General features: G+C 67.3%; 17 protein-coding genes. 6 read left to right on the forward strand and 11 right to left on the reverse strand.

The window, feature by feature from the left end:
* Window positions 1-51: 51 nt before the first annotated feature.
* The 5 genes from MRBLWO13_RS08745 to MRBLWO13_RS08765 are packed head-to-tail and all read right to left on the reverse strand — an operon-like array spanning window position 52 to window position 5657.
* On the reverse strand, window positions 52-1044 hold the full coding sequence (locus MRBLWO13_RS08745) for an aldo/keto reductase (RefSeq protein ID WP_341978018.1): 993 nt from the start codon (window positions 1042-1044) through the stop codon (window positions 52-54).
* On the reverse strand, window positions 1037-2020 hold the full coding sequence (locus MRBLWO13_RS08750) for a sugar-binding transcriptional regulator (protein ID WP_341978020.1): 984 nt from the start codon (window positions 2018-2020) through the stop codon (window positions 1037-1039). Before MRBLWO13_RS08750 ends, MRBLWO13_RS08745 begins: the two co-directional genes overlap by 8 nt.
* A gap of 2 nt (window positions 2021-2022) precedes the next feature.
* On the reverse strand, window positions 2023-3024 hold the full coding sequence (locus tag MRBLWO13_RS08755; RefSeq protein WP_341978022.1) for an ABC transporter permease: 1002 nt from the start codon (window positions 3022-3024) through the stop codon (window positions 2023-2025).
* Window positions 3025-3047: 23 nt separating this feature from the next.
* Window positions 3048-4565 carry a sugar ABC transporter ATP-binding protein gene (locus tag MRBLWO13_RS08760; RefSeq protein WP_341978024.1) on the reverse strand — a complete coding sequence of 506 codons (1518 nt, stop codon included), beginning with the start codon at window positions 4563-4565 and terminating at the stop codon, window positions 3048-3050.
* A gap of 51 nt (window positions 4566-4616) precedes the next feature.
* Window positions 4617-5657, reverse strand: a complete 1041-nt coding sequence (locus tag MRBLWO13_RS08765) for a substrate-binding domain-containing protein (RefSeq protein WP_341978026.1) — start codon at window positions 5655-5657, stop codon at window positions 4617-4619.
* Between the two features lie 201 nt (window positions 5658-5858).
* Between MRBLWO13_RS08765 and MRBLWO13_RS08770 the strand changes: the two genes are divergently transcribed.
* Window positions 5859-6311 (forward strand): DUF6463 family protein, encoded by a 453-nt coding sequence (locus MRBLWO13_RS08770; protein ID WP_341978028.1) that lies wholly within the window; start codon window positions 5859-5861, stop codon window positions 6309-6311.
* A 28-nt stretch (window positions 6312-6339) separates the two neighbouring features.
* On the opposite strand, the gene MRBLWO13_RS08775 is transcribed toward MRBLWO13_RS08770, so the two are convergent.
* Window positions 6340-7185: a helix-turn-helix domain-containing protein gene (locus MRBLWO13_RS08775; RefSeq protein WP_341978030.1), complete on the reverse strand. Its 846-nt coding sequence runs from the start codon at window positions 7183-7185 to the stop codon at window positions 6340-6342.
* 56 nt (window positions 7186-7241) lie between these two features.
* On the opposite strand from MRBLWO13_RS08775, the gene MRBLWO13_RS08780 reads away from it, so the two are divergent.
* Complete coding sequence (locus MRBLWO13_RS08780; protein WP_341978032.1) at window positions 7242-8054, forward strand: phytanoyl-CoA dioxygenase family protein; 813 nt, start codon at window positions 7242-7244, stop codon at window positions 8052-8054.
* A 38-nt stretch (window positions 8055-8092) separates the two neighbouring features.
* Window positions 8093-9367, forward strand: a complete 1275-nt coding sequence (locus tag MRBLWO13_RS08785; RefSeq protein WP_341978034.1) for a hypothetical protein — start codon at window positions 8093-8095, stop codon at window positions 9365-9367.
* On the opposite strand, the gene MRBLWO13_RS08790 is transcribed toward MRBLWO13_RS08785, so the two are convergent.
* The 5 genes from MRBLWO13_RS08790 to MRBLWO13_RS08810 all read right to left on the reverse strand — a co-directional run bounded on the left by MRBLWO13_RS08790 (window position 9251) and on the right by MRBLWO13_RS08810 (window position 12801).
* Window positions 9251-9751 (reverse strand): hypothetical protein, encoded by a 501-nt coding sequence (locus tag MRBLWO13_RS08790; RefSeq protein WP_341978036.1) that lies wholly within the window; start codon window positions 9749-9751, stop codon window positions 9251-9253. The genes MRBLWO13_RS08785 and MRBLWO13_RS08790 overlap by 117 nt on opposite strands.
* Window positions 9748-10305 carry a hypothetical protein gene (locus MRBLWO13_RS08795; protein ID WP_341978038.1) on the reverse strand — a complete coding sequence of 186 codons (558 nt, stop codon included), beginning with the start codon at window positions 10303-10305 and terminating at the stop codon, window positions 9748-9750. Before MRBLWO13_RS08795 ends, MRBLWO13_RS08790 begins: the two co-directional genes overlap by 4 nt.
* On the reverse strand, window positions 10302-10964 hold the full coding sequence (locus tag MRBLWO13_RS08800; RefSeq protein WP_341978040.1) for a hypothetical protein: 663 nt from the start codon (window positions 10962-10964) through the stop codon (window positions 10302-10304). Before MRBLWO13_RS08800 ends, MRBLWO13_RS08795 begins: the two co-directional genes overlap by 4 nt.
* Window positions 10965-10973: 9 nt before the next feature.
* Window positions 10974-11861 carry a CPBP family intramembrane glutamic endopeptidase gene (locus MRBLWO13_RS08805; RefSeq protein WP_341978042.1) on the reverse strand — a complete coding sequence of 296 codons (888 nt, stop codon included), beginning with the start codon at window positions 11859-11861 and terminating at the stop codon, window positions 10974-10976.
* 139 nt (window positions 11862-12000) lie between these two features.
* A complete protein-coding gene (locus MRBLWO13_RS08810; RefSeq protein WP_341978044.1) occupies window positions 12001-12801 on the reverse strand; it encodes an endo alpha-1,4 polygalactosaminidase in 801 nt (266 codons plus the stop codon).
* Between the two features lie 199 nt (window positions 12802-13000).
* Here MRBLWO13_RS08810 and MRBLWO13_RS08815 point away from each other — a divergent pair, with 199 nt between their 5' ends.
* From MRBLWO13_RS08815 to MRBLWO13_RS08825, 3 genes are all read left to right on the forward strand, one after another.
* Entirely contained in the window at window positions 13001-13735 is a 735-nt protein-coding gene (locus MRBLWO13_RS08815) for a GntR family transcriptional regulator (RefSeq protein ID WP_341978046.1), read from the forward strand.
* A gap of 162 nt (window positions 13736-13897) precedes the next feature.
* Window positions 13898-18334 (forward strand): LamG-like jellyroll fold domain-containing protein, encoded by a 4437-nt coding sequence (locus MRBLWO13_RS08820; protein ID WP_341978048.1) that lies wholly within the window; start codon window positions 13898-13900, stop codon window positions 18332-18334.
* A complete protein-coding gene (locus tag MRBLWO13_RS08825; protein WP_341978050.1) occupies window positions 18324-19706 on the forward strand; it encodes a HupE/UreJ family protein in 1383 nt (460 codons plus the stop codon). The genes MRBLWO13_RS08820 and MRBLWO13_RS08825 overlap by 11 nt, the downstream gene beginning before the upstream one ends.
* Window positions 19707-19725 lie beyond the last annotated feature (19 nt).

Genomic DNA, 19725 nt, shown 5'->3' on the forward strand with positions numbered 1-19725 from the left:
CCTGCGTGCTCCGTCGGTGGGATGGCCGATCTGTCGACCGCGGCCGCGGGGTCATGCGTCGAGATCGGTCAGGCTCAGTGCCGCGGCGTCGTCGATCAGCTCGAGCTCGTCGCCGGACAGTCGGATGCGTCCCGCCGCGGCGTTCTCCCGAGCCTGCTGCGGATTGCGTGCACCGCAGAGCGAGTAGGTGATGCCCGGTTGCTGCAGCGTCCACGCGATCACGATCTGCGCCTTGGTCGCGGCGTGCGCCTCGGCGACGGGTTCGATCGCCTGCATCAATCGGGCGACCTTCTCCCGATTCGCGAGCGAGAAGCGGGGGTTGTCCTTGCGCTGGTCGTCGCCCGAGAAGGTCCGGTCGGGACCCATGCTCCCGGACAGGAGTCCGAGTGCGAGCGACGAGTAGCTCAGCGTCGAGACGCCGGCGCCCTGGGCGATCGGCAGGAGATCCTTCTCGATGCCGCGGGCGATCATCGAATACTCCTCCTGAATGGCATCCAGAGCGCCCGTCGCCAGGTAGGAACGCAGGTTCTCCTCTGAGACGTTGCTCGCGCCGATGGCGCGGATCTTGCCCTGCTCACGCAGCTGGACGAGCGCCGCGACCGTCTCATCGATCGGAGTCGTGGGGTCCTGCCAATGGGTGATGTACAGATCGATGTGGTCGGTTCCGAGGCGCCGCAGACTCTCCTCCACTTCGTGGACGATCGATTCGCGGCCGAGATAGCGGTGAACGGGTTCTCCGTCGTAGTCGAAGAAGTGGTTGCCCTTCTGGGTGTGCCACACGAGACCGCATTTGGTCGCGAGGACCACGTCGTCTCGACGCCCCCGGATCGCCGTGCCGAGGATCTCCTCGGCGCGCCCCTGCCCGTAGGCCGGCGCTGTGTCGATGAGCGAGATCCCCTCGTCGATCGAGGCCTGGATGGCGGCGATGGACTCCGACTCATCGGTGCCGCCCCACATCCACCCGCCGATGGCCCAGGTGCCCAGACCCACTGCGGATGCCTCGATCGATGAGTGTCCGATCGTGCGCGTGAGCATCTCAGTCATTTCTCTCCTTCTGGGCCGGTGCGACCACCGACGCCGCGGTCTGCTCATCGACGATGAGCGATCGGATGAAGCCGCCGGCCAGGGCGGCGCGGATGGGGCGCACCTTCTCCGGGCCGACGGCGACGCCGATCGAGGTCGGGCACGCGGAGAGCTCGGACGGGCTGAGCGCCAGCAGACGCGAGTTCAGCGGCGAGTCCGCGAGCGATCCGTCGTCGTTGATCACGTGGGCGAGGAACTCTCCGCCGACGTCGCCGCTGCGCAGCAGCTCGCGATCCGACTCCGAGAGCGGTGCGAGATCGTAGTAGCTGGACCCCTCCGTCTCCACCGATCCGATGCCGACCAGTGCCACGTTCGCGCGCCGAGCGAGATCGAACGCGTGCTTGATCGAGCCGACTTCCATGAGGGTGTCTCGCTGTTCGCGGCTTTCCGCGAACAGCGGGGCGTGGAGCAGCACGGCCCTGCCGCCGAGGCGGTCGGCGAGCTGGGTCGCCAGGTGATTGACGTCGGTGTAGTACTTGCCCTGCACGCCACCGGTGAGCGGAACGACCGTCACATCGAAGACGCGGTCCGGCGCGAGGCCGTCGACGACGGCGCTGAGCGCCTTGCCACCGGTGATCGCGATCACGTCGCCGTCGCGGATCGTCGCGAGCAGTTCGTTGGCGGCAGCGCGGCCGACGACCTGCAGATTCGTGTCGGGGTTTCCCTCCACAGTGGGCGTCACGACCGCGTTGCCGAGCCCTGTCGTCCGGACCAGTTCGCCTTCAAGATCGACGAGCGGCTGGAACGGCCCCGCATCGATCGTGATCTTGACCATGCCGAGCTCGCGCCCTCGCCGGATGAGCCGATTCACTTTGGAAGTGGAGAGATTCAGACGCGTGGCGAGCTCTGACTGCGTCATTCCCTCGACGAAGTGAAGCGTGACGACGGTGTGGATCTGACGGATGGTCGCGATGTCTTCTCTGTTCTCGAACACCATGATCATGCCCCCCGTCGACGCGACAGGTAGTGGTCGACGAGGAGGGCGGCGAGCAGGATGCTGCCGCGCACGATGTCCTGCCAGTAGACCGAGACGTCGAGAAGGGTGAGCGAGCTCGAGACCACCGAGAGCAGGATCGCGCCGAGCGTTGCTCCGAAGATGGTCCCTGACCCGCCCTTGAGGCTCGCTCCGCCGATGACGGCCGCGGCGATGACGTTCAGCTCCATTCCGATTCCGAACGTCGGCTGCGCGGATCCGAACCGTGCCATGTAGATGATGCCGGCCACGCCGCAGAGCGCGGAGCACAGCACGGTCGTGAAGAAGATCGCGCGCTTCGTGCGGATGCCCGAGTACGCGGCGGCCTTCTCGTTGCTTCCGGTGTAGAACACCTTCCGGAACGCGGTCGTGCGTCGAAGCATGAAGTCGAAGGCGATGACCACGACCAGGAAGATGACGATCACGAGCGGGATCGGTCCGAGGGAGCCTTGGCCGATGAACTTGAACTCACTCGGCAGCGAATACAGTCCCAGAGGGCGGCCGCCGGTGAGGAGGAGGCAGACTCCGCGGGCGATGACCATCACGGCGAGCGTGACCACGAAGTGGTTCAGCCCGACCTTGGTCACCAGGACTCCCATCACGGCGCCGGTGGCGATGCTCGCCAGGATCGCGATGCCCGAGGCCAGCCAGGGATCGATGCCCTGCAGGTAGAGCCACCCGGCCAGCACCATCGACAAGGCCGTCACCGAACCGACCGACAGGTCGATGCCGCCGGAGATGAGCAGGATCGTCATGCCGACGACCACGATCCCCTCGACCGCGAAGACCATGGCCATCGCCTCGATGTTGGCGATCGTGAGGAAGTGCGGTGAGGCGAACGACATCGCGACGACCAGGACGAGCAGGATCAGGATCAGACCCGTCTCGCGCATCCGGAGGAAACGGGAGACGTAGTGCTTCAGATCGGGTCGCGCGTCGGGCGCCGCCGGCATGGGCGGCGCGGTCATCAAAGTCTGAGATTGGGTCATCATCACACCAGCTCCTGCTTCCGCTCGACCATCGAGGCCAAGCTCAAGATGTTCTCTTCTGTCATGTCATCGCCGGTGACTTCGCCGCTGGTCTCGCCTTCCCGGATGACGATCACCCGGTCCGAGACGCCGATCAGTTCCGGCATCTCCGAGGAGATGACCACGATGCCGATCCCTTTTCGCGCGAGATCGCGCAGAAGGGCATGGATCTCCGCCTTGGCCCCGACATCCACCCCGCGGGTGGGTTCGTCGAGGAAGATCACCTGCGGGTTGACGGCCAGCAGTTTGGCCAGAGCGACCTTCTGCTGATTGCCTCCGGAGAGCGTCGAGACGGCATCGTCGAGTTCGCCGAACTTGAGGCGCAGCCCGCGGCCGACCTTTGCGGCGAGGCGATGCTCGCGACGTCTGCCGATCAGGCCGAAGCGCGAGATCTCGCGCAGCGACATCGCCGAGGTGTTCTCCGCGATCGACATGTCGAGGAAGACGCCCTCGCCTTTTCGATCCTCGGACAGGTAGACGATGCCGTGGGCGATGCAGTCCTGATAGTGCTTCAGGCGAAGAGGCTCTCCCTTGAGGATCACCTCACCCTTCGCATCCCCCTCCAGCCGGCAGATGCCCTTGGCGATCTCACTGCGGCCGGCGCCGATGAGACCGCCGAGGCCGAGGATCTCTCCCCGGCGCACATCGAACGAGATGTCCTGGTATCGGGGGGTGTCGGTCAGACCCCGCACCGACAGGATGACGTCATCTGAGCGCTCATCCTCCCGTTGCTTCTCGGGGTACTGATTGTCGAGTGCGCGTCCCACCATCGAGCGGACCAGCTCCGATGGGGTGGTCTCGGCGACGTTGCTGGTCATGATGTGCTGACCGTCGCGGAACACGGAGACCCGGTCGCAGTTCTCGAAGATCTCCACCATCCGATGGGAGATGTAGATGATCGAGATGCCGCGGGCGGAGAGCTCCCGCATGATGCGGAACAGCGTCTGCGCCTCGATCTCGGTGAGGGCGGCCGTCGGCTCGTCCAGGATGAGCACGCGGCAGTCGAGGGTGAGCGCCTTCGCGATCTCCACGAGCTGCTGGTTCGAGATCGACAGATCTCGAACCAGCGCCCGCGGATCGATGTTGCCGAGCTGCCGGAGGATCTCACCCGCTCTGCGTTCGAGCGAGTCCGGGTCCATCAGCCACGAGCGGCTCGCGTTGGTGGCTGCCATGAACATGTTCTCGGCGACCGTCACATCGGGGCACAGCTCGATCTCCTGATGCACGAACCCGATGCCGAGCTTCTGGGCCACGGCCGGCGAAGAGATCTCGACCGGCTGGCCATCGAGCAGGATCGTGCCGCTGTCGGGCCGCACGATCCCGTCGATGACGTTCATCAGGGTGGACTTGCCCGCGCCGTTCTCGCCGGCGATGGCGTGGATCTCCCCCTTGCGGAGGCTGAAGTCGATGGACCTCAGTGCATGGATCGAACCGAACGACTTGCTGACGTTCTTGATATCGAGGATCGTCGTGGGTTCCATGGTTGTCTCCATCCATCGAGCTCGAGGGCAAGGGGCGGGGGCAGGGCCGAGTTACTCGGTCGTGCGCCCTTCCATGTACTTCTCGAGGTCGAACGACGCGGCGTTCTCCTTGGTGATGACGGAGAATCCGTTGTCGACGAACGGGACCTGGGCGGGGTTGTACGCGGACTCCTTGTAGTCGTTGAACGGATCGATCAGGTCGGGGTGCGCCGCCATGAAGAGCGTCATGAAGCCCATGAATCCCTGGATGCCCTGGTTCGGGTTCACCGACAGGTGGATCGTTCCGTCCTTGATGAGGTCGAGCGTCGTGGGAGTGATGTCGGCGTGGAGGATCAGCACGTCGGCGTTCGCTTCGGTGATGGCAGCGGCGGCGCCTTCGGCGGAGCCGGCTTCGGGGATCCACATCGCATCGAGGTCGGGGTTGGCCTGCAGGATCGAGCCGGTGGCCTGGTATGCCTTGGTGCTGTCTTGGTTGGTCGCCTGGCGGCCGACGAGCTTCATGTTCGGGTACTTGTTCTCCATGTACTCGATGAATGCGGTGACGCGCAGGTCGTGGTTGCTCTGACCGGGGTTCTCGAGAACCGCGTACTCGCCTTCCTCGCCGACGACCTTGACGATCTCTTCGGCCGCGAAGGCAGCCTCAGCACGGTTGTCGGAGGTGACGTAGGAGGTCCGGTTGGACTCGGGCGAGTCGGCGGCGAAGGTGACCACCTCGACCCCGTCTTCGATGGCGGAGTTGATCGGCTCGATGAACGGGTCCGCCTGCATCGGGTGCAGCAGCACGCCGGCGGGCTTCTCGACCAGATCCTGTTCGAACGAGGCGAGCTGCTTGCTGATGTCGTAGTCGGGAGTGCCGGAGAACACCGTCTCGCATCCCATCGCCTCAGCGGCCTGCTTGAACCCCTGGTAGACGGGAACCCAGTACTGGTGGGCGGAGACCATGACGTTCATCACGTAGGTCTCGCCTTCGGCGCACTGGAACCCTTCGGATTCCGAGGCGGTCGGCTTCTTGTCGGCTGGCGCCGTGCAACCGGTGATCGCGAGGACAGCGAATGCTGCGACGACGGCGGCGGTGGTGCGGGAGATCTTCATTGATTGCCCCTTACTTGGTGTGGATGATGCAGGACGACTGATTGATGGTGACAGAGTTCCTGCCTCGATGCAATAGATTTCGTTGGCTGAAATATCTTGCACCTGTGGCGTGTTGCGACGCGTGCGTTCTCACCCGCGAGAGCGAGGCGGTTCGCCCGGATGAGGGACGCTCGCGCGAACGCGGCGCTCCAGGCTGGATGCATGACGAATCAACGAGGCGCAGCATCCGTTTCCGCTCCAGAGAGCACCCTCGGTGCGCGCACCCCCGCAGACCGGTTGACCATCGCCGCAGGCGTGTCGCTGCTCGTGATCTGCGCTCTGCACACGGCCCTCTTCGCGGTGCATCCATGGTGGGGGGAGTGGCTGGCCGGTCCGTTCCGGACCACGCAGCCGCCGGTCGACGCGAGCGTGCAGTTCTGGGGACTGCCCGGTGGCTTCGTCGTTCCGGGAGTGCTTCTGGCGCTCCTGATTCTCGGAGCCGGCCGGCGTGGGAAGACGATGCCCGCATACGTCGGCACGGCTCTCGGGCTCTGGGCGCTCGCGTGCTTCTGGATGGTCGGTCCCAGCGGCTTCGTGATGGTCCTGGTGCCCGCTGTGCTGATGATCGTCGCACGAGCCCGATCGCGGCGTCGTGGCGCAGAGGCGGCCGGATGAGCGTGCGGGGCGGACGACTCGTGGTGCGTCAGTCGGCGGATGCGGACGGTCGGCGACGATAGCCGGTCGGACTGATTCCGTACAGCCGGGAAAATCGCCGGGAGAAGTACAGCGGGTCGGACAGGCCCACATCGCGCGCGATGTCGTTCACCGCGCGATCGGTCGTGGTGAGGAGCTGCGCCGCACGAGCGAGCCGCTCGCGTTCCACGTAGCGCTGGGGTGAGACTCCGAGGCTTTCGGTGAAGAGGTGGGAGAGGCGCGAGGGCGACAGCCTTGCCACACCGGTGAGTGCCGGCACGCTCAGGTCGGCGGCGAGGCTGCTGCCGATGTGCTCGATCACGCGGAGCAGGCGTTCGTCCATGCGACCGCGCAGAGGGTTCTGGGTATCGATCCACAGCAGCGCGGACTCGAGGCTGTTCATCGCGAAGAGCTCCGACTGCGGCATGGATCCTGCGGAGAACGCGGCAGACGTTCGCAGCCCGCCGAGGATGCGCAGCCGCACCTCGCCCGGTGCGTGCACGAACCCGACGCCTCCACCTCGGATCGGCCAGTCCAGAAGCGGCGCCCACTCCGCGCGTGCGTGGAAATGGGCGTAGGCCAGGGTCCACGCGCTCGCCGCCGTGCCGTAGTCGTGCCGCGCATGCGGGCGCAGGAGGATGCTGTCGCCGGCCGCGGTGATGACGTCACCTGCGGGTCCGGCCACCCGACCCGCGCCGGCGATGGTGTGGATGAGGAGCCAGTCCGCCGTGCCGTTCTCGCGCCAGGTCGAGTAATCGCTGCCTGCGGCGAACTCGCCGGCGATGACGCGGATGACATGAGGGTGCGGTGTCTCCGCCGGAGGAACCGCGCTGACAATCACAGCAGAATCTTCCATGTCATCGACAGAAAATGCAATGGCGCAGGCGGGATTCGCGGACCAGAGTTACTGTCATGTCCATCTCAAGCAGTGTCACCTCAACCCTCGCCGTCGACTATGAGAACCGCGGCGTCGTCCAGCTTCGCGGCCTCCTGAGCGCGGCCGAGACCGCCGAGATCCGCGACGTGTTCATGGATCAGGTGCAGACCGACAACGACTTCGGCCACGACGACCGCATCAGCGATGGTGATCCCCTTGCCCGGTATCCGCGCTTCATCCATCCGCATCGACGCACCGAGCTGGCTGTCGGTCGTCTGGCACGTCAGTGGATGCTGGACCCACGCATCGTCGATCGGGTGCAGGAGATGGTCGGGCCGGTGTACGCGGCCCAGTCGATGTTCTACTTCAAGCCGCCGGGAGCCCGCGGACAGGCGCTTCATCAGGACAACATCTTCCTGCAGGCGCACCCGGAGACCTGCATCGCAGCGTGGGTCGCGATCGACGACTGCGACGGTGTGAATGGCGGGCTGAAGGTGGTGCCCGGCTCGCATCGCTACGAGATCATCTGCCCGGGCGAAGCCGACCCGGAGGAATCCTTCACGAGCACCGAGATCACCCTGCCCGAAGGCTTCTCCGCCGAGCAGACCGAGCTCGCCTCGGGAGATGTGCTCTTCTTCCACGGGAGCATGGTCCACGGTTCGGGTCCGAACCGGTCGGACGATCGTTTCCGGCGATCGCTCATCTTTCACTACGTCCCGGTGGACAGCATCGAGATCTCGAAGTTCTACAACCCCCTGCTGCGTCTCGACGGCAGCGAGGTCACGATCGCCGAATCCGCTGATGGCGGAGCATGCGGTGACGGGTGGACGCCGACCGCTCCTCACTGAGTCCGCTGTGAGCTCATCGGTTCCGATACGGTAGCGGGATGCACCAGGCCCTCCGCACATTCGGGCGCATCCTCGCCCGGCACTGGCTAGCGCTCATGGCCTGGTACCTCGGTGGAGAGGCCCTGCACGAGGTGCTCGTGCAGGGCGCCGGGTTCGTCGGAGGTCACACCACGCTCGGCGGCCTGCTGCTGTTGCCGCTGGCCGTCGCCGCACGGCTCATCTCCTATGTCGCGATGTACCTGACGGTGCGCTCGTCTTTGCCGCACGTCGCGGCAGACGACGCGGAGAGTAAGTACCGCGGCTTCGCGCGGTCGACCCTCGTCGCGATCCTGCCGTTCTTCGCTTTCTACGCGGCCTGGGGAATGCTGGACGCCGACATGAAGGACTTCTTCGCGATCGCGATCAGTATCGCCTTCGAAGAGTCCGGTTACGGGATCGACGAGGCGATCGGCGATCGCGGCGGTCTGATCTCTGTCGGGCTGATTCCGGTGGTCGTTCTGGTGGTCGCGCTCGTCGCTCGTCTGTTCCTCGCGCGGTTCCGTGAGCGGCTGCCGTCGTGGACACTCGCGCTCGCCGCATACACGGAGGTGCTGTGGACCTTCATGCTCTTCACTCTCGTCGGCCAGTGGTGGGCGGGAGTGAAGGAGTGGTTCTCCGGACGTGCCGGGGCGGTATGGCTGGATGGAATCGGCGACTGGGTCGCGGCATCCCTCCCGCCGCTGGCATCGCTGTGGGAGGCTGCGCTGTGGCTCGTCGGCATCATCGCCGCTGCGGTGATCGTTCCGGCCGCCTGGCTCGCCGTCGCCGGCGTGATCTACGGCGCCGACTTCGACACCTTGCCGCCGCTGCTGCGGCGGGGGACCGAATCGCTGCGCGGCGCCGTCGGCAGTCTGTCCCGGACCCTGTTGCAGCGCCTCGAGGATCTGTGGGCCGCGATCGCCGCGATCTGGCGCGGTGGGCCCCTGCTGTTCGGCCTGTTCGCCTGCGTCTATGCCGTCTGGGCTCTCGCTGAGCGGGTCGGGGCGCGAGGAGTGCTGCAGCTGATCGGAGGCCACGAGAACAACTTCTGGAGTGCGTACTTCCCCTTGATCATGGTGGGAGTCGCCGTCATCGCCGAGCCGCTGCGGGTCGCCATCGTTGCGACGGCCTTCGACTCGATCGTCGCCAGGCCCGGCGCCGGAATCGGGGTGCGATCGTCAGAGTTCGATACGGAATCGCGCGGTCTCGTCGATCCCGACGGGAACGTCGAGCCAGAAGGGGCCGGTCGCGTCCTCCGGCAGCAGGAAGACCGAGAGGATGCGATAGAAGGGTGATTCTTCCCTGCACGTCGCCTCAGCGTCACGCGCGTCCGCATCGGAAGAGGTGTCCAGGTCGGACTGCGCATCGAGCCACGTGCGACTCCCGCTCATCTCCGTGAGCGTGATGCTTCTGCACGGGGCAGCGTCATCGTCGCTGCGAGCGTCGAGCCATACGCTCAGCGTCTTCGAGCCCGCAGGCGCTTCGAACTCGCCCGGCCTCGTGGAGATGAGCGTCAGCTCGTGTCCGCCGATCTCCGTCGTTCCCTCGGCGAGGACGTACGCCGGCTGCTCCGGTCCTCCCGCCTGCAGCACATCGAACCAGATGTGCACTCCCACCGTGGCCGTGGCCGCCACCAGCAGGGCCGCCAGCGCGCGGCCATGCGTCCGCCGCCAGGTCATGGTGCCCCGATTCGCGGCGCGTCGAGTTCGATGCTCGATGCGGTCGGCGCTCCGTCGAGCGGAACAGTGATCGTGATGACGTCGTCGAGTTCGGGTGTCAGATATTCATGCGTCAGCCGCAGTTCGCCGACGCCTCCGCGCAGACCCTCCGGAAGCTCGAACGCCAGGGTGCCCACCGTGTCGGTACCGACATGCAAGCGGGTATTCAGCAGCGACTTCGGCGCCCGCTCGCTCGCATGGAACACGAGGCCGTCGATGTGCAGGGTCGCCAGCGGGATCTCTGCATCCACCTCTGTGCGAGCAGCCGACACCGCGAGTTCCACCACCAGCCAGTTGCCCTCGGCCTCCCATTCCCCATCTGCCGACACGACGCGGTCCGCGAATGAGGCGCCGGAGACGGTCGCGATCAGCATGCGCGAGGTCACTGTGTCCGCGGAGTCCCCCCTGATGAGGAACGGGTCGACGAGGGAATCCTGAGAGGGGGTGACGCCGCTCACGAGACCTGCGGCGACGACGAGCGCAGCGCCGATCAGCCAGGGGCGTGCTCGCCTCACGACCGCACCTCTACGGCGATGCGGGTCGCCAGCTCGGTGCGACGCCAGGTCACTGCGGACGCCGACAGGATGGCCTGCCCTGTCCGCTCTCTGGCATCGAAGACGTCGAGGTGCGCGATGCCGTCGGGGAAGGAGCCTTCGGGGACCGGCCAGACGAGCCGGACTTCGGCGGGGACCCCGGGCTGCAGGATGACCCCGCGGAGCGTGCCGTCGGTGCGCCAGGCGCGGGGGTCTTCTGTTGCCGTGACGCCGGAAAGGGCCAGCAGCGGCTCTTGGGCGCGGATCAGCTGTGATTTGACGCGATCGGCCCCCTGGTCGACGCCGACCGCCTGTGAGCTCAGGTTCTCGAGCCGAACCGTGACGATGAGCAGGTCGTCGTCTGGTTCTGCCTCGAAGAGCTGCTCGTCGACGGAGTCGGCGAGCTCGGCGCTCAGCACGGTCACGGCGTACAGCGATGTGCGCGCTTCTTCGCCCGCAGGCGTGAGGGTCGGGGAGCTCTCGGCCTGCCGCAGGCCACCGAACGCGATGAATCCGAGGATGACTGCGAGCGCGACGATCGCGGCGATCCATATCGGCGCGGAAGAAGAGGCGAACAGCGAGCGCCTGGTCCGACCCCAGAAGGTGCCGACCTTCGCGGCGACACCCCCCGAGTTCGTCATGGGGTCAGCCTACCCACCGTCCCGAGCGAGGTAGGCGTCGTAGCCCAGGCGGCCGCGAGTGACGATGATCAGCACGAGGGCGGTGGCGGTGAACCCGATCAGCACGGGCAGAAGCCCGTAGTCGTCGAAGATCGGTGCGGGAAAGAGCGGGTATCCGACCTTGTTCGCGAACGTGTTGAACGATGCGTGCATCAGCATCATGAGAAGCACGCTGCCCCTCGCATGGTTGAAGACCCAGGTCATCATGATCGTCAGCGCCGTGATCATGACGACGAACATGACCATGTTCGGGATCGTCGGAGGGGTCCACACGCCGCTCCAGAAGAGCGGGAAGTGCCACAGCGCCCACAGCACTCCGAGGATCAGGCTGCCCCACAGCGGGCCGTTGCGCTCCTGCAATCTCGGCAAGGCGAAGCCTCGCCAACCCGGCTCCTCTCCCAGCGGACCGCCGAAGAGGAATGTCATCAGGAAAGCCAGCGGATAGGCGGCGAGCAGAGTGCCGAGGATGGGCTGAAACGACTCCAGGGCGCCCGGCACCACGATCGTGCCCAGGATGATGATGATCGGCACACCGACCAGCAGGAACAGATACCACAGGAGCCCCACACGCCACCGGACGCATCGGCGCAGCAGGTGGACGACGCCGCTCCTGCCCTCCGTCACGCCGGTCATGACGAACGCCGCGACCATGGGCCCGAAGGTCGCGGCGATGATGGCGATCGCCACTGCCGGTTTCGGAATCACCGGGATGATTCCGTGCGTCGAGAGGGCGACGGGTATCTCGATGAGCCATGAGAAGAGGTACGCGATCGTGAAGAACGAGATGAGCGGGTATCGGGCGAGGATGCCGCCTCGAGCGATACCGGACGATGAAACGGGGTTGTCGACGACGCTCATGCTGCGGTCCTCCCAGTCCGGGATAGGCCCGTGGTGACGCGGGCCCGGTGTGTCATGCCTCAGTGTTCCACTCGGGGGCCCGTGCCGCCAGAGGCATATATCGCGCTGCCGCTGACCGCTCGTTCAACTGCACGACCGTTCAACGAGGACAGAGCTCGAACACGTAGCCCTCGTCGCCCGGAGTGACGAGGTTGCGATCACGCAGCACCATCGAGGCCGGCGACCGGTCATCGGCGCACATCTCCGCGAACGATCGGGGCAGGTCGTCGGCGTACTCGATGTCGATGACGTGCTCGCCGTAGACGGCTTCGTAGCCGCCGCACTCCTCATAGACCGCGCACTCCTCGGTCACCGCGAAGTCGAATCCGGCGTGCTCGTGGAGTGCCGGGGCATCTTCGGCCGCGTTCTTCTGCCCGGCGGCCAGGCCGGCGGCATGGGCGGCATCGACGAGCATCGTGGCGAGAGCCAGATTGTTCTCCAGCGTCAGTGCGCCGTGAGAACGCGTGTACGAGTCGAGGTTGTCGAACTCCACGGCATCGAAACCGGAATCGGCGCAGCCCTCGACCCAGTCGACCACCACGTCACTGATCCGTTGCCGACGCTCTGCGGTCGACGTGTCGAGCAGGGCCTCGTCCGGCCAGTCCGGATCGAACACCGTCTCGCCGTCGCGCTGGAGCAGCAGGTCGGACGGCCACGACTCGATCTCGCCCGGCTGCGTCTGGAACCCGTTGACGTAACAGATCGAGTAGGTGCCGGATGCCGGCGAGGCGCTGCGATCCCGACCCACAACGCCGACCCCGGCCTCGGGTTCGTAGGCGCCGCCGAGCTGGTAGTCGGGGAGGGCGCCGGGCGGCGGCAGCGTCACCGTGGCCGGCGGTGTCGAGCACCCGGTGAGGGCCCATGCGAGCGCGAGCGCCCCCGTCGCAGCGACCGCAGCCACCGCGCGCAGGGGTCGACCGACGCGAATCAGCTTCCTGCTCCGTACAATTCCGCGATCTCCTTCGAGCCCATGCCGCGCGAGTGGGGCGGATGCCGCGGCCACCCGTCCGGCTTATCCTGCCACTCCTCCCGGCGTCCGCACGGGAGTTCGCCGGAAGTCGTCAACGGGGACGCGGAACGCCGCCCGTAGACTGGCCGGCGTGGTGCGCGCGGATGCCGGTGAGATCGATGCGGTCGGCGAGCTGCGAGCGATGGTCCTCTCCGGCGAGTTCTCGGCGGGAGCGCGCCTGCCCACCGAAGTCGAGCTCGCCACGCGGCAGGGGGCATCGCGCGGCGCCGTTCGCGGTGCGCTCGCCGCGCTCGCTCGACAGGGCTTGATCGAATCGCGCCGCGGCTCGGGCTGGTTCGTGACCTCAGCGCAGCCGCACGGCTTCGACCGCATGATCTCGTTCGCGCAGTGGGCGCGGGGGTGGGGCAGGACACCCGGCGGCCGCGTCTTTTCGCGAGAGCTGCGGCGGGCCACGCCACGCGAGGCTCGATTGCTGGGGATCGGCACGGCCGCACAGGTGCTGTATGTCGTCAGGGTGCGCACTCTGGAGGGGCGCGAGGTCATGATCGAACGTTCGACCTGGGCTCCCTGGGTGATCGGACACATCGAGCGCATGCCCGACGACGCCGTCTCCACCACGCGGCTGCTCGCCGATGCCGGCATCGTCATCACCCACGGCGATCACCGCATCGAAGCCGTCGCCGCCTCGAGTGAAGACGCGCGGCTGCTCCATGTGCGTCGCTCGAGCCCGATGCTGCAGGTGCGCCGCGAGACCTACGCCGCAGACGGACGACCGGTTGAATGCGGTGAAGACCGATATCTGCCGCACACGATCTCGTTCAAGGGACAGGCTGCGGGCGCGGCGGAGCGGCCGGACACGCGCTGATCGCGCCCCGAGCATCCGGAAAAGCCCACTGTGCGCAGTGGGCTGTCGGATTCGCTCGATCCCTCAGCTCTGTCGCCCAGACGTCTCGTCGCGTTCACCCGATGGACACGTTCGGCCGGTGTTCTGGCAGGGTTCCGACCCAGGTCACCCGAAGGACGTATCGTGTCGCAGCCCTCTGCCCCCACCTCTCCCGCCGCCGCCCGCCGTTCCTGGCGTCGCGCGGCACTGATCGTCGCCACGACGACGGCGCTCGCCGTCAGTGTCGTCACTCCCGCCTACGCCTCGTCGATGCCGCTCGCTCCGGCTGCCGCGTCGCCCTCCACGGTGCCGACGAGCACGCCGGCACCGACACCGAACGCCGAAGCGCCACTCAGCGCCCGGACCGGAGACGCGACGCCAGTGCCGGCGAGCGCCTCGCTCGGCGACGTGATCGCGTTCTCCGCGCCCACCGGACTCGGGGGTGAACTCGTCGTCACGGTGACCAGCCCCGACGGCGTGGTCGCCGCGGTGAGCCCGGGCGACGACGGCCTCTACCGGTTCACGCCGGCTCTCGCGGGCGACTACGAGGTCGCCTTCTCGGCGACGGATGCCGCCGGCGAGATCACTCAGGAGACGCAGGTCGTCGCGGTCACCGGGAGAGCAGTCGAACAGCCGGCGCCCGAGGCATCCGCACCGGCATCCGCAGCGATTGAGGAGGCTCCCGCTACGGGCGAACCCGACATCCGCTTCGCAGCGATCGGCGACATCCACAACAACTGGAGCGAGCTCGCCGAGGCGTACGACTTCTGGAAGGCCGAGAACGTCGACACCGCGCTGTTCGTGGGTGACCTGACGAACAACGCCACCGCGAGCGAGTACGCCGGATTGAAGTCCACCCTCGATTCCAAGGCCGGCCTCGGCATCAAGCTCGTCGCCTCGCTGGGAAACCACGATGTCGCCGCCATCTCCTCGTACGACCTGTTCACGCAGGCCACCGGAGGGCAGAAGCCGAACGCGGACTACACGATCAACGGCTACCACTTCATCACCGTGTCGCCGGGCGCCGGGACCCTCGACCCGACGACGGGCAAGCCCTCGTCGGCGAGCTCCGGAAACTACGCCTACGCCGCGTCCTGGCTGCAGCAGCGACTCGCGGCCGCCACGGCCGAAGATCCCACGAAGCCCGTCATCGTGCTGGTGCACCACCCGCTGCAGTGCACGCACTACGTCTCGAACGAGTGGTACGGCACGGGGCTGTCGAGCGGATGCGGCGACACGCTGCAGTCGGTGTTCGACGACTTCCCCCAGGCAGTCGTCTGGGGCGGCCACATCCACACGCCGCAGAACATCCCGACCTCGGTCTGGCAGGGGCAGGAGGATCGCAGCGGCGACAAGGCGGGCAAGGGCTTCACGACGGTGAATGCCCCGCCGCTGGCCTACTACGAGTTCGAGTCCGGTGTCGTGAACACCAGCCCGACCAGCCGCTCCAATGACACGACGCCGGATGACGCCGGCAACAACCGTCAGACGGCCATCGTCGAGATCACCGGTTCGAAGGTCACGATCAAGAACTACGATCTGCTCGCCGACGAGTGGATCGATCAGACCTGGTCGTGGGATGTCGCTGCGTCCGCCGACACCAGCAAGAGCTACGACGAGCGCTTCCCGCTCAATAACACCCACCGTGCGAGCCTGAGCCAGGCGCCCGTGTGGCCAGCAGGCTCCGCGGTGGCCGTCGACGGGATCGCGGAGGACAAGGCCATGGTCGCCTTCCCGCAGGCGGTACCGGCACCCAACACCGTGCAGGACATCGTGCACAAGTACCGCTACACCACCGTCGACGTGGCCTCGGGTCAGACCGTCAACACCTTCCTGCAGTGGTCGGGCTTCTACAACCTGCCGATGCCCGCGAACCGCAATCACGAGGTGTGGAACCTGCGCCCGTCGCGCGACTACGAGGTCAGAGTCACCCCGATCAACGCCTGGGGCAAGGAGGGCGCGCCCCTCACAGCGCGGTTCACGACCAGCGGTTCGACAGGACCGATGGACCCGCCCTTCGACCCGGCATCCCTCACTTTCGACGATCTGCGCGAGCAGATGCCGAAGGCCGACCTGCTCGACGTCTCCTTCGCCGACGGCAAGGCAGCGGATGCCTCGCCCAAGGCGTGGACGTTGACGGCAGGCAGCGCGGCGAAGGTCGCCGACGATGCCGACCTGGGAGCTCAGGTCGCCGTCGGCGCGCAGGGCACGGCATCCGCCATCCGTACAGCGGCGTGGAGCGATGCGGACTATGCGCGACTCCAGGACGGTTTCACACTCGACGTCACCTTCAAGGTCGACTCGATCGACAAGCCCGTCGGCGGCTATGTCGACATCTTCGGCGGCATGCAGGGCGGCGGTATCGGTCTTGAAGCGGTGCGCACATCTTCGGCGGAGAACTTCGACCTGGAGTTCTGGTACTCGAACCCCCGCCCGACCGTGCAACTGGAGTACGGCACCTGGTACCACGTCACCGGATGGTACGACGGCACGGACGCGCGTCTGTACGTCGACGGTCTGGAGGTGGCTTCGGCGGACAGCGTCACGTTCCCGGTCAAGCCGACCAGCGCCGAAGCCCGCTACATGACGATCGGCGGAGACGCGAACACGAGCGGTTCGCTCGATGACGCCACCTTCAACGGCCGCATCGCGAGTGCGGAGATCTACAGCACCGCGCTCTCGGACAAGAACGTGTACCGGGTGGCCAACCGCGAGCTGAAGCTGCTCGACGAGACCCCGCCCCAGGTGCAGGTCGTCCCCGCACCCGGTGCGAATGCGGTGGTGGGCCACGCCTACATCGCCCCGGCTCCGCAGGCGGTGGACAACTCGGGCGTCGTCAAGGTCGCCGTCGAGGTGACCGATCCGTCGGGCGGCGTCATCGACGTCACCCGCACGAGCGGCGGCCGTTTCACCTTCACCCCGACCGCGCCGGGCGCGCACACGGTCACCTATGTGATCACCGACGCGGCCGCGCGCCAGACGCAGAAGACGTTCACGGTGACCGCCGTGAACGGGTCGGCGGAATTGGCCGAGCTGCTCGAGCCGCTTCCGGTCGCGGACCTGCTCGATCTCGACTACGTCGGCGGCAAGCCCGTCGATCGGTCGCCTGGTGCGCATGCCGTCACCGCGGGCACAGCGGCGGTGGCGGTGGATGCCGCACTCGGCAGCGAGGCGGCGACGTTCACGGCCAGCTCCGCCGAGGGCGCGCGCATCCCCTGGTCCGACTCCGACTATGCGAAGACGGAGGACGGCTTCGCCATCGAGTCGGTCTTCCAAGTGCCGGCGATCACCGCCGAGCGCGACATGATCTCGAACACCCAGAGCTCGGGGCAGGGGCTGGAGATGCTGCCAGGCACCCAGCCCGGCAAGGTGACGCCCGAACTGTGGGTACGCGTCGGCGGCAAGTACGTCGTCGCACGGGCCGAGAACGCGGTCACGGCGGGGAAGTGGACGCACATCGTGGCGACGTACGACGCCCAGAGCGGCGATCTGCGCGTCTACGTCGACGGGCGCGAGGCCGGTTCGGCCGTCGCAGCCGGAGGCGGCAAGGTGCAGAACCCGTCGGGAGCCGCACGCTCCTTCGTGATCGGCGGCGACATCTCCTCGTCTGGTGCCGTCGAGTACCCGTTCGAGGGTGTCATCGCGACGGCGAACATCTACGGCGATGTGCCATCGGTGAGCGACATCACGCGGCTCGCTGCGGCCGCATTGAAGAGCAACGACGTGACGGCGCCGCTGCTGGAGGTCGTCCCCGAACCCGCTTCGACCGCGACCCCTGGCGCCGAGTACACCGTGCCGGCCGGCGTCGCCGGAGACGACTCGGGTTCGGCGACCGTCGCGATCACGGTGTCCGGACCGATCGGAACGGACGTGCCGCTCGAACCGGGCGTCATCGTGCCGCCGACTGCGGGCGAGTACACGCTGACGTACACGGCTGCCGATGCCGCCGGCAACACCACCACCGCCGACTACGTCGTCACCGTGGAGCTGCCGGCGCCGGTCGCCACCGTGGCGCCGAGCATCACCGGAACAGCCGAGGTCGGCGGCATCCTCTTCGTGAACCCTGGCGAGTGGGATGCGGACGGGCTGACCTTCACGTACCAGTGGAGTGCGGACGGCGAGGAGCTCTCCGGGGAGACCGGTTCCCAGCTGAAGGTCGGGCCGGCGCTCAACGGCGCCGAGGTCGCGGTGACCGTCACAGCGAGCGGTGCGGATCTCGCTCCCGGCGTGGCCGAATCGGCGCCCGTGCAGGTCAGGGCGCTCCCGGTCTGGAAGTCAGGGCAGGTCTACGGGGCCGGCGACACGGTGCTGCACTCGGGTCGCGTGTTCGTGGCGCAGTGGTGGACGAAGGGCAACGTGCCGGGTGCCGCTGACCGCAACGGTGCCTGGGCCGAACGCGGCGTCGAGGTGAGTACGTCGCGCGGCGTCGTGCGCGCCTGGACCGCGTCCTGGATCTACACGGGCGGAGAGACCGTGGCGCACAAGGGGCACCTCTATCGCGCATCGTGGTGGACCCGCGGCCAGGAGCCCGGTGCCGCGAAGCCCAAGCACTCGGCATGGGTGGACCTCGGTGCGTACTGAATCACGACGCGTCAGGAGCACGCGCACCCTGCGCGTGCTCCTGTGCGCCCTCGCCGCCGCCTGCTTCCTCCTCCCTGCCGCACCCGCTGCCGCGCACAGCTATGCCGCGACGGTGTTCGCCGAGGTGACCGAACCCGAGCCGGGCCTCGTGCGCACGGTTCTCGAGGTCGAGTACGTGCTGCTTGCGACCGACGGTGCCAGAGAGATGGGCGACAGTGCGTTCGAGGCGGAGGCCTACGCCGACGTGCAGGCATCAGGGCGTGACGCGTCGAAGCTCACGACCGCGGTGCTGGAAGAGCACTCCGACACGGTGCTCGGCTACATCCTGCCGCGCTACTCCGTCACGGTGGAGGCAGCGGCGGCGGATGCCGGAACCGCGGCGGAGCCTTGCCAGAATGCGCTCGCCGAGCCGTACGCGATCACACTGCGTGACGGTGTTCCGTACGCGCGGATCGTCGTGGATTCCGACTGCCGCTCGGAGGTCGGCGCGGCCCCGGCGGTGTATCGGATCGGCACGGAGCTGTTCCCGGGGACCGCACCAGGGGGCAAGACGACGACGATCGTCAGCTACGACCTGCGCTCAGGCTCCGGCGTCACGAACCTCGACACCGACACGGACCCGACGATGACCACGACGCAGGACTGGGGATCCCAGATGGGGGATTTCCTGATCCTGGGTGCCGAGCATCTGCTGCTCGGCCCGGATCACCTCCTGTTCCTGCTCGCGCTCATCGCCGGATCGCGTCGCCTGCGCGACATCGTCGTGGTCGCAACGGCGTTCACGGTCGCCCACTCGCTGACGTTCGTGCTGGCCGCGCTCGGCGTCGTGAGCATCCCGGCGGCCATCGTGGAGCCGATCATCGCGCTCTCGATCGCCGTCGTGGCGCTCTGGAGCGTCTGGGTGCACCGGCGCGGTCGGATCGACGCAGGAGTGCCGGTCGACTCCTCGCGCGCGGATTCCGACGGGCGGCAGACCGCCGCATCCGTTGCCGGCGCGCCCAGGACCGCGGGTGGTCTGGCTGTGCGCGAACGCGTCGCCACTGCAGCACCGCACGGTCGGCAGGATGCTCGCCGCGGATTCAGCCGGTCGGACCTCGTGCGGGTCGCGGTCGTCTTCGCGTTCGGACTGATCCACGGGGTCGGCTTCGCGGGCGCGCTCGGCATCGACGAACCGTTCTCGTGGGGCCTGCTCGGCGCGCTCCTCGTGTTCAACGTGGGCATCGAGCTGGCGCAGCTGCTCATCATTGCGGTCGCCTTCCCGCTCCTGCTCTGGGTCCGGCGTAGGCTCCCGCGGGTGCCGCTGTGGATCGAGATCGCCGTGGCCGCCGTCGGACTCTTCTGGTTCGTCGAACGGCTCCTCAGCCTGGGATGACTGGCGGCTGAGTGAGGGG

Source organism: Microbacterium sp. LWO13-1.2 (assembly GCF_038397725.1).
Taxonomy (GTDB): Bacteria; Actinomycetota; Actinomycetes; order Actinomycetales; family Microbacteriaceae; genus Microbacterium.

What these genes read in the sequence shown, in the direction of transcription:
- MRBLWO13_RS08760 (WP_341978024.1), bottom strand. Translation starts at nt 4,565, where the DNA reads ATGGAACCCACGACGATCCTCGATATCAAGAACGTCAGCAAGTCGTTC.
- MRBLWO13_RS08790 (WP_341978036.1), bottom strand. Translation starts at nt 9,751, where the DNA reads ATGACCTGGCGGCGGACGCATGGCCGCGCGCTGGCGGCCCTGCTGGTG.
- MRBLWO13_RS08800 (WP_341978040.1), bottom strand. Translation starts at nt 10,964, where the DNA reads ATGACGAACTCGGGGGGTGTCGCCGCGAAGGTCGGCACCTTCTGGGGT.
- MRBLWO13_RS08765 (WP_341978026.1), bottom strand. Translation starts at nt 5,657, where the DNA reads ATGAAGATCTCCCGCACCACCGCCGCCGTCGTCGCAGCATTCGCTGTC.
- MRBLWO13_RS08785 (WP_341978034.1), top strand. Translation starts at nt 8,093, where the DNA reads ATGCACCAGGCCCTCCGCACATTCGGGCGCATCCTCGCCCGGCACTGG.
- MRBLWO13_RS08805 (WP_341978042.1), bottom strand. Translation starts at nt 11,861, where the DNA reads ATGAGCGTCGTCGACAACCCCGTTTCATCGTCCGGTATCGCTCGAGGC.
- MRBLWO13_RS08745 (WP_341978018.1), bottom strand. Translation starts at nt 1,044, where the DNA reads ATGACTGAGATGCTCACGCGCACGATCGGACACTCATCGATCGAGGCA.
- MRBLWO13_RS08770 (WP_341978028.1), top strand. Translation starts at nt 5,859, where the DNA reads ATGACGAATCAACGAGGCGCAGCATCCGTTTCCGCTCCAGAGAGCACC.
- MRBLWO13_RS08780 (WP_341978032.1), top strand. Translation starts at nt 7,242, where the DNA reads ATGTCCATCTCAAGCAGTGTCACCTCAACCCTCGCCGTCGACTATGAG.
- MRBLWO13_RS08775 (WP_341978030.1), bottom strand. Translation starts at nt 7,185, where the DNA reads ATGGAAGATTCTGCTGTGATTGTCAGCGCGGTTCCTCCGGCGGAGACA.
- MRBLWO13_RS08750 (WP_341978020.1), bottom strand. Translation starts at nt 2,020, where the DNA reads ATGGTGTTCGAGAACAGAGAAGACATCGCGACCATCCGTCAGATCCAC.
- MRBLWO13_RS08755 (WP_341978022.1), bottom strand. Translation starts at nt 3,024, where the DNA reads ATGACCGCGCCGCCCATGCCGGCGGCGCCCGACGCGCGACCCGATCTG.